Below are 6,264 nucleotides of genomic sequence, written 5' to 3'. Positions count from 1 at the left end.
ATCCACTCGGGCTTGCGCTCGATGGGGGTCTCGCTGTTGCGGACCTCCAGGCGCAGCATCTTGCGTCCGTCGGGTGAGCCGCGGCGCTGCGGACCGGGCGCGTACGGATCGGGGCTCAGCCCAGGCCGACCGACTTCAGCCAGGCCTTGGCCACGTCGAGCGGGTCCTTCTTGTCGTTCTGCACCTGGGCGTCCATGTCGAGCAGCGACTTGGTGTCGAGCTTGGCCGACACCGCGTTGAGCGCCGCGACGGCCTCCGGCGTCAGGGCGGTCTTGGACACCATGGGCTGGACGTTGGCGATCCCGAAGAGCTTCTTCGGGTCCTGGAGCGTCACGAAGTGCTCACGGGTGATCGACGCGTCCGTGGTGAACACGTCGGCGGCCTGCACACCGTTCGACTTCAGCGCCTGGACGGTGATCGGGCCGCCCGCGTCCAGCGGCTTGAACGACTTCGGGTCCAGCCCGTACTGCGACTTCAGGCCCACCAGGCCCTGCTGCCGGGTCTGGAACTCCGGGGAGCCGCCCACCACGATCTCCTTGCCGTACTTGGCCAGGTCCGCGATCGTGGACTGCGACGTCAGGTGGTACTTCGCGGCGGTCTCCTTGTTGACCGTCAGCGAGTCCTTGTCCTCGGCCGGCGCCGGGTCGAGCATCGTCAGCGACGGGTCGAGCTTGGCCTCGATCGCCGCGGTCGCCGCCTCCGGGGTGGTCGGCGTGGCGGTCTTGTCCAGGTAGGACAGCAGCGAGCCGTTGAACTCCGGCAGCACGCTCACGCTGCCGTTCTTGACCAGCCCGTAGGTGATCTCGCGGGTGCCGATGTTCGGCTTGTACTGCACGTTGACGCCCTTGGCCTTGAGCGCCTCGCCGTACAGGTCCATCAGCAGGACGCTCTCGGCGAAGTTGTTGGACCCGACGACCACCGTGCCGTTCTGCGGCGCCTTGCCCGCCAGCGGGTCCTTGCCCTTGCCGGTGCCGGACGCGGGCGGCGCCGCGGGCTTCAGCGGGTCGGAGTCGGACGAGGAGGAGTCGCTACAGCCCGCGAGGAGCGCCGCGGCCGTGGTCGCGGCGATGAGGATCGCCGTCACTCGGAGGTGTCGAGGGCCTGTGCTGCTGCTCTGCGAAGGTGAAGTCACGATTCCCGCTTCCGGGGGTGAGGGTTCGGATGGCGTTCAGCTGTTTTTGCAACGTCGGTTCCGTACACCGAATGATCCAATCCAGCGGCCGCAAAGGCAGTCAAGGCCGCCAGGGTCACCGATTGGCATCGATGCCCGCCGGGCGCGGAACGCGCCGCCCGCGCTCGACGGGACATCGGACGGCGCGCTCGGGCACCGCCCCGGGGAACGGCCCGGTCACCGGCCACGCCGTACGCCGGGGGACACGACCACGCGTCCGACCAGCCAGAACAGCCCGATCATGGCGAGCGCGAGGGCCGCGATGAGCGTCGCCCCGCCCACCACGATCCGGTAGTTGTACTGGTAGAGGCCGTCCACGACGAACCGCCCCAGGCCGCCGAGCGACACCGTCGCGGCGATCGCGGTGGTCGAGACCACCTGGATCGCTGCCGAGCGCAGCCCGCTGAGCACCAGCGGCAGCGCCATGGGCAGTTCGACCTGGAAGAGCACCGCGGCCGGCCCCATGCCCATCCCGCGCGCGGCGTCGACCGGCGCGGGGTCCACGGTGCGCATCGCCTCGTAGGTGGTGACCAGGATCGGCGGCACGGCCAATGCGACCAGCGGGATCATCACCGGGGTCAGGCCCAGGCCCAGCCAGAAGAACATCAGCACCAGCAGGCCGTAACTGGGCAGCGCTCGGGCCGCGGTGGCGATGAGCGCCAGCGCGTTGCCGCCGCGTCCGGTGTGGCCGGTCACCAGGCCGACGGGCAGCGCGAGGGCGGCGGCGATGCCGAGCGCGGTGAAGGTGTACTGGAGGTGCTCCAGCAGCCGGTGCGGGATGCCGTACGCGCCGTGCCAGTTGGCGCCGTCCCGGAAGAAGTCGCTGATGAAGTGGAAGAGGCTCATGAGGCGGCCTCCGCCCGCGCGGTCTCGGCCGCCGGTTCCACGGCGGCCGCCCGCGCCGCCCGGCTCGCGGCGCGGCCGCCGCGCGGCAGCCACGGGGTCAGCGCGGTGCGCAGCAGCACCAGCACGACGTCCATGATCACCGACAGCACCGCGATGGACAGCACCGAGTTCAGCGCCAGGTTGGAGCGGTGGTAGAGGATCGCGTCCTGCAGCAGGTTGCCCAGCGCGCCCTGGTTGCCGATGATCGCGCCCACGCTCACCAGGCTGATGCTGGAGGCGGTCGCGACCCGCAGCCCGGCGAAGATCGCCGGTACGGCGAGCGGCAGTTGCACCCTGAGGTAGCGCTGCACGGGCCCCAGCCCCATCGCGGTGGCCGCCGACATCGTCTCCTCGGGCACCGATCTGACGCCGTCGACGATCGCCGGAACGAGGATCACCAGCGTGTAGACGGTCAGCGGGATCATCACGGTGGTCCTGGTCGCGCCGGTGTAGTCGATCAGGAAGACGAAGAAGGCCAGCGACGGGATCGCGTACAGCACCGTGGTGACCCACAGCAACGGCGGGTAGATCCAGCGGAAGCGCACGCACAGCTGCCCGAGCGGCAGGGCGACGGCCAGCCCGATGCCGACCGGGATCATCGCCTCCTGGAGGTGCAGCCCGACCAGGCCGGCGTAGGAGTGCTGGAGGTCGCTCGGGATGTCGAAGAACCCCGTGCCGCTCATGTGGCCGCCCCGGCCTTGGTGGTGGCGGCCCGGTCGGCGCCGCCGCCGTCCGTCCCGGCCGCGTGCGCGCTGCGGATCGCGGCGCCGATGGCCTCCTGCGAGACCACACCGGCGGCCACGCCCTCGCCGTCCACGGCGACCGCCCAGCCGGTCGGCGAGAGCACCGCGCAGTCCAGCGCGTCCCGCAGCGAGTCGCGCCCGGCCACGAAGGGCCTGCCGTGCGGCAGCAGTTCCTCCCGGGCGCCCTTGCCCGCGGCCGTGGCGGCGTCCTTCGCGGGGGCCCAGCCCAGCGGGCGGCCCTCGGCGTCGGTGAGCAGGACGTACGGCGCACCGGCCGCGGCGGCGCGGGCGGCGCGCTCGGCGTCCGCACCGGCCGGCAGCACGGGCCCGGTGAGGAGTTCCAGCCCCTGCGAGGAGAAGAACGACAGCCGCCGGATGCCGCGGTCGGTGCCGAGGAAGTCCTCGACGAAGGCGTCGGCGGGGGAGGAGAGCAGCTCGTCGGGCCGTGCGAACTGGGCCAGCAGGCCGCCGGTGCGCAGTACCGCGATCATGTCGCCGATGCGGATGGCCTCGTCGATGTCGTGCGTGACGAAGACGATGGTCTTGCCCAGCTCCTCCTGGATCCGCAGCAGTTCGCCCTGCAGGCTCTTGCGGACGATCGGGTCGACCGCGGAGAACGGCTCGTCCATGAGCAGTACGGGCGGGTCGGCGGCGAGCGCGCGGGCCACGCCGACGCGCTGCTGCTGGCCGCCGGAGAGCTGGTACGGGTAGCGCTTGGCCAGCCCCGCGTCGAGGCCGACGCGCTCCATGAGTTCGCGGGCCCGCTCCCGGGCCCGGCCGCGGTCCCAGCCGAGCATACGGGGGACGGTCGCGATGTTGTCGACGATGGTGCGGTGCGGGAAGAGCCCGGCGTTCTGGATGACATACCCCATGGACCGGCGCAGCGTGTTGACCGGCTGCTCGCGTATGTCCGCGCCGTCCAGCAGGATCCGCCCGGACGTCGGCTCGACCATCCGGTTGATCATCCGCAGGGTGGTGGTCTTCCCGCATCCCGACGGGCCCACCAGGACGGTGATCGATCCGTCCGGGATCTCCAGCGACAGGCCGTCGACCGCCGTGGTGCCGTCGGGGTATCGCTTGGTAACTGACTCTATCTGTATCAAAGTGCCGAATACCCCTCGGGATCGGGCATGGACGGCCTGCCTCCGGTCGGTTTCGGACAGGCCGGTGCCAGAAGAGTCTAGACCGGGGGCCTCAGGAGCGGTCGGGCGTCACCTGTGGCGGGTCGTCGGGGTGCTCCTCCTGGAGTCCCGGCCGCAGCCCGAAGTGGGCCACGAGCGCGGCCACCGCCATGACGCCGGCCATGCAGTAGAGCACCGTGCGCGTCGACTCGGCGAAGTCCGTCCGGACGAAGGCGGGGATCGCGCCGCTGCCGCCCTGCGCCGTCGAATGGGCCTGCGCGATGGTCCGCGCCTGGTCGGCGGCCTGGTCCGGCGGCAGCCCGCGCGCGGTGAGCGAGTGCGTCAGGTGGCGGCGGAACTCGGTGACCGAGACGGTGCCCAGCACCGCGAGGCCCAGCGAGGCCGCGTAGTTGCGCACCGTCTGGGTGATACCGGTCGCCTCGCCGTACGACAGCCGCGAGGCACGGTTGACCGCGTCCGTGCTGGCCGGGCTGAGCATCATGCCCATCCCGAAACCGGCCAGGATCACCTGCCACATCTGGTGGGAGAAGTCGAGATCGGTCGCCTTGCCCGCCCACAGCAGGAAGCCCAGCGCGGACAGCGCGCAGCCCAGCGCGACCGGCCGCCTGGCCCCGCGGGTGTCCAGCATCCGGCCGCCGATCTGCGAGGCGACGACGAAGCCGAGGAAGAAGTACAGCAGGTACAGGCCCGCCTCGGACGCGGACTTGCCGAGCGCGATCTGCGCGTACTCGCTGGCGAAGAAGAAGACCGGGACGAAGGTGAGCATCGCGACGCCCAGCACCGCGTTCTCGACCAGGAACGCCCGCACCCGGAAGATCCGCACCTGCATCAGCGGCTCCGCCGTCCGCAGCTCCACCACGGCGAAGACGACCAGCAGCAGCGCCCCGGCCGCGATCGACAGGCCGATACCGGGGTTGCCCCAGCCCCAGATCCCGGCCTGCTGGAAGCCGAAGACGCTCAGCGTCACGCCCGCCGCGATGAGCACCAGCCCGCGGTAGTCCATGGGCGCCGGGCGGTGCTCGGTCTCCGGCCGGGACAGCGCGATCAGCACCAACGCCACGACGGCCACCGGGATGTTCACCCAGAAGATGGCCCGCCACGTCCACTCGGTGAGATAGCCGCCGAGGAGCGGGCCGATCGCGGTGAGGCCGCCCGCGATGCCGAAGAAGAGCGCGAGCGCCCGGCCGCGCTCGCGCAGCGCGAAGGTCTGCACCACGATGCCCAGCGCGGCGGGGAACATCACGGCGCCGCCCGCGCCCTGCACCGCCCGGAAGACCACGATCCAGGCCTGCGCGGCGCTCCCGGTCGGCGTCAGCCCGCACAGCAGCGACGCGGTCGCGAAGACGACCACGCCCCACACCACGACCCTGCGGTGCCCGACGGTGTCGGCGAGCCGTCCGCCGTAGGCGAAGAGCGCGGCGAGCGCGAGCAGGTAGGCGTTGACCACCCACTGCACCCCGGTGTTGGAGAGCTTCAGCTCGCTCTGGATGTCGGGCACGGCGATCGAGACGATGGTCTGGTCGATGAAGGTCATCGCGACCGCGAAGATCATCGCCGCCAGGACCAGTTTCCGCGGCCTCGGGGCCTTCTCCGCGGCGTCGGCCATGGCGCTCCTCGTCTGGTGGCGGAACCGCCCGCCACCAGGGCGGGCACGGACTCCACCACGGTGGGCCCGCCGCGTCCGCCGCGCCACTCGACGGGCGGGCGGGTCACCCGGATGCCCGTCCGGGGAGACCCGCCCGCCCTCCCGAAGCCCCGCGTGCCCGCGCGGGGGGTCAGTGGCCGGCCGTCATGGCCGCGAGGTGCGTCAGCCGGTGACGAGGTCGAACTGCTCCCAGCCGCCGACGGCCGTACGGTTGGCGACCAGCGCGGCGGCCCCGCCGTTCTCCGCCGTCACGTACAGGCCGTTGACCTGCGCCTTGAGGCTGACGGTGCCGTTGGAGTTGTGGACGAGCTGGAAGGTCTCCCAGGCCCCCGCCGAGGTGCGGTTGGCGATGAGCGGCGAGGCGCCCGCGTTGTCGGCGCACACGATCAGGTTGTTGGCGTGCGCCCGCAGCGCGACATTGCCGCCGCCCAGGTCGAGCAGGTCGAACTGCTCCCACGGCCCGATCGAGGTGCGGTTGGCGATCAGCGGGGCCGCGCCGCCGTTCTCGGCCGTGACGTAGTCGCCGTTGGCACGCGCCCGCAGGCTCACCACCGTGCCCGTGCCGCCGCCCGGGGAGGTGCCCACCGTGGGCTGGGTGGGGCGGGTGGCGGTGAGGGCGATCTGGCCTTTGAGCATGCGGCCGCCGTCGCCGGTCAGGCGCAGGTAGTAGTCGGAGGA

Annotated in this window: 6 protein-coding genes; all 6 read right to left on the bottom strand. The window is 71.8% G+C overall.

The window, feature by feature from the left end; all coding sequences use genetic code 11:
* Nucleotides 1-115: 115 nt before the first annotated feature.
* Nucleotides 116-1,084 (bottom strand): ABC transporter substrate-binding protein, encoded by a 969-nt coding sequence (locus tag ACWERV_RS36290; RefSeq protein ID WP_452941117.1) that lies wholly within the window; start codon nucleotides 1,082-1,084, stop codon nucleotides 116-118.
* A 264-nt stretch (nucleotides 1,085-1,348) separates the two neighbouring features.
* On the bottom strand, nucleotides 1,349-2,017 hold the full coding sequence (locus ACWERV_RS36285; RefSeq protein WP_398184284.1) for an ABC transporter permease: 669 nt from the start codon (nucleotides 2,015-2,017) through the stop codon (nucleotides 1,349-1,351).
* Nucleotides 2,014-2,739, bottom strand: coding sequence for an ABC transporter permease (locus tag ACWERV_RS36280; RefSeq protein ID WP_452941115.1), 726 nt, complete (start codon nucleotides 2,737-2,739; stop codon nucleotides 2,014-2,016). The genes ACWERV_RS36285 and ACWERV_RS36280 overlap by 4 nt, the downstream gene beginning before the upstream one ends.
* Nucleotides 2,736-3,902 carry an ABC transporter ATP-binding protein gene (locus ACWERV_RS36275; protein WP_452941113.1) on the bottom strand — a complete coding sequence of 389 codons (1,167 nt, stop codon included), beginning with the start codon at nucleotides 3,900-3,902 and terminating at the stop codon, nucleotides 2,736-2,738. The genes ACWERV_RS36280 and ACWERV_RS36275 overlap by 4 nt, the downstream gene beginning before the upstream one ends.
* Before the next feature lie 91 nt (nucleotides 3,903-3,993).
* Entirely contained in the window at nucleotides 3,994-5,547 is a 1,554-nt protein-coding gene (locus tag ACWERV_RS36270) for an MFS transporter (RefSeq protein ID WP_452941111.1), read from the bottom strand.
* A 201-nt stretch (nucleotides 5,548-5,748) separates the two neighbouring features.
* Nucleotides 5,749-6,264, bottom strand: a 516-nt coding sequence (locus ACWERV_RS36265) for a DUF7910 domain-containing protein (protein WP_452941109.1), incomplete at its 5' end; no start/stop codon positions are given.

It is taken from the genome of Streptomyces sp. NPDC004031 (assembly GCF_053604375.1).
This window is presented reverse-complemented; position numbering and strand designations above follow the sequence as displayed.